Here is a 2,997-nt window from a genome sequence, read left to right on the forward strand (position 1 = left end):
TATAAATCAATGGGTTGCGTTTTGTTTGATGAGAGCGGCCTTGCGTCGCGAAAGGGCTGCAAAGCAGCCCCATGGCCCAAACCAACAACCACTTCCCCAATCTCTACTCCGCCTCACCCTGCGCCCCCCAGCAAACCGTCACTCAAAAATGATGTCTATTTGCCTCGAAAAATCAGAATTTAACGCTTTCTTGTAGGGCATTTCCCAAAGATACTGTTGCCGCCTATTTTCCGTTGCGGGTGCCCAATTGGGCCTCTAGTCTGGGCCTGTCGCTGCATATCAGTGACACGGCTTTGACAGGCCGCGATGGTTTTGAGTCATGGCACACCTATATGGTGGCTGTACGTGCGTGCACGCTTGCGTGCGCCCGAGTTTCTCAATACCGCCGGTTCTTCAACCCACGTACTGCTACAGAAGTATCCGAGAGCAGTCATTGGAGTTGCCGAGATATGTGAGGGAACGGACAATTGTCGGATTAACGAAAGAGAAACCGACGACGATGGGGCTGCGCATTACCAGAATACGTTGACCTAGGCGCTTACAGATGATTCCGAGTTGGCATCGATGCGCTATTCGAACAGCCTTGCTCAGCATGAGAACAGTGCCACCTTATTCTTTGCCGACTAACTTTCCATGCTGCATGGCCCGTACATAAAACCTATTGCACAACACCCCCGCCACACCACTTAATAAGGACATTTGACTTTGAGCGATGCAGACCAAAAATCCATATACGAAAAAATGTACAACTACGAAGAAAGCATAAAAAGTAGCTAGCATAGGCATAAAAACACAGCTGATATTTACCGCCATTTTCATAGTTTGCTCAACAGCAGTGTACCTTGCCCGCTTTCTGGATTTTTCCACAAGACCCTCTATTGCCTACATCATCGCTTCTCTCATCTGCCTGGCAGCCATAATCACTGCCACTTCAATATACTACAACTGCAGGGCTTTCACCGGATCCGAATATAACAGACCGCCCTACGCCCGCGAGTTAAGAAAATACCACGAGCAACAGATAGAATATAACAGCCAGGTAAAGGAGTACAATGCCTCTGCCAACCCGACAGAGAAAATACCACTCATTGACCCTGAACAAGAAACCCATATCTTTATCACCAAAACCTACATCGACTGCGCAACACATAACGCCCTGCGAAACGAAGATCGTTCACGATTGGCCTTCAAAGCGTTTTCTGCCTTGCTGGTAGCATGCATCCCACTGGCTAATGCCAGCCTCCTATTTGTGGTGTTTGACATGGACACCTCCTCACCCAGAAAGAACCTGGCAATAAAAGACACCTATGTCGGCGACCAGATTACCGCTTTGAGAGAGCAACTCGCAATATCTACAAAACATGATGACATAGCGAACCTGGAGAAAAGAACTATAATTTTGGAAAGCATTGTTTCCGAATTGAAAGAAACGCAGTTGAGCGAATCAAAAGAACGCAAAAGCACCGAACAGCCACCTAATCCTCAGCCGCCAATGAAACCAAGTGCACCACCGCATCACATGGCGTACGATGATAGTAAAGGTGGCTCGAATAGGAATCCAAAATGAAAAACGAAGATAACCCATCAAAGCCTACTGGGCCTAAACCAACCCCACCCAGGAAACCTAGCGAACCGGTTGTTCGCCGTGTTGTTAATGAAAAGGTTATCAACAGAGACGTTGCACTGGGGCGGCGCTGAAGCACCTCTGTATAGGCACTGACCATCTCGAGTTGTACACGAACCAGTCTCGGTAGAGGCATGGCACGACTGATGGATTAGCCAGCATGCCACGGAGTGAGGGATTTTCTGAATCTGGTGCTGCTGAGAGAACGAAAAAAAGGGGCCATAAAGGCCCCTTTTTTTGCCTTCGACTCCCAAAATGTTCCCGAAACGTTCCTTTTTGAGAGGAACTCCAAGAAAAACATCAAAGAAATCAGGCGTTTGTATGGCGGAAGCGTAGAGATTCGAACTCTAGGATAGTTGCCCATCGACGGTTTTCAAGACCGTTGCCTTAAACCACTCGGCCACGCTTCCAGCTTGTTTTGCGGCCGCCATCATACCGTAATGAAACACGCTGTCAAACTCTCTGTGTCGCGGGTTGCAGGAGCTCTGATAGACTCCTAGCATCTGAACGTTCGAAACCACAGGTTTACCCAAGGAGTGTCGCCATGCGCGAACAGGATTACGCCGTACACCACGGCCAGCAGGTCGAGCAGCAGGAGATCAGCAAGGTCCTGCGCAACACGTACAGCCTGCTGGCGCTCACCCTCGCCTTCAGCGGTGTCATGGCCTTCGTTGCCCAGCAGATGCGCGTCGGCTACCCGAACGTGTTCGTGGTGCTGATCGGCTTCTACGGGCTGTTCTTCCTTACCAACAAACTGCGTGATTCGGCCTGGGGCCTGGTGTCTACCTTTGCCCTCACCGGCTTCATGGGCTTCATCCTCGGCCCGATCCTCAACCGCTACCTGGGCATGGCCGGTGGCGCTGAAGTGGTCAGCTCGGCGTTTGCCATGACGGCGCTGGTGTTTGGTGGCCTGTCGGCTTACGTGCTGATTACCCGCAAGGACATGAGCTTCCTCAGTGGCTTCATCACTGCTGGCTTCTTTGTTCTGCTGGGTGCGGTCGTGGCCAGCTTCTTCTTCCAGATCAGCGGCCTGCAACTGGCGATCAGCGCTGGCTTCGTGCTGTTCTCGTCGGTGTGCATCCTGTTCCAGACCAGCGCGATCATTCATGGTGGTGAGCGTAACTACATCATGGCGACCATCAGCTTGTATGTGTCGATCTACAACCTGTTTGTCAGCCTGCTGCAGCTGTTTGGCATCATGGGTCGTGATGACTGATTGACTGGTGTGTGAGAAAGCCCGCTTCGGCGGGCTTTTTTGTGGGCGTTGGGAATGTGCTGGGGTTGCGGGGTGTTCGCCTTGAGGGGGGCAGCGCCTGTGAGACCGAGCGCCGCCCGCGCGGCGCATCGCGGATAAATCCGCTCCTACATTTGTT

General features: G+C 51.6%; 2 protein-coding genes and 1 tRNA gene. 2 read left to right on the forward strand and 1 reads right to left on the reverse strand.

Features of this window, described 5'->3' with window-relative positions; translation table 11 throughout:
• Positions 1-835 precede the first annotated feature (835 nt).
• Entirely contained in the window at positions 836-1,567 is a 732-nt protein-coding gene (locus IAE39_RS29255) for a hypothetical protein (protein WP_201207935.1), read from the forward strand.
• A gap of 379 nt (positions 1,568-1,946) precedes the next feature.
• Here the strand turns inward: IAE39_RS29255 and IAE39_RS29260 are convergent.
• Positions 1,947-2,034, reverse strand: a tRNA-Ser gene (locus IAE39_RS29260).
• 134 nt (positions 2,035-2,168) lie between these two features.
• On the opposite strand from IAE39_RS29260, the gene IAE39_RS29265 reads away from it, so the two are divergent.
• Positions 2,169-2,840, forward strand: a complete 672-nt coding sequence (locus tag IAE39_RS29265) for a Bax inhibitor-1/YccA family protein (RefSeq protein WP_003251184.1) — start codon at positions 2,169-2,171, stop codon at positions 2,838-2,840.
• Positions 2,841-2,997 lie beyond the last annotated feature (157 nt).

This window comes from Pseudomonas sp. S37, assembly GCF_016658545.1.
Taxonomy (GTDB): Bacteria; Pseudomonadota; Gammaproteobacteria; order Pseudomonadales; family Pseudomonadaceae; genus Aquipseudomonas.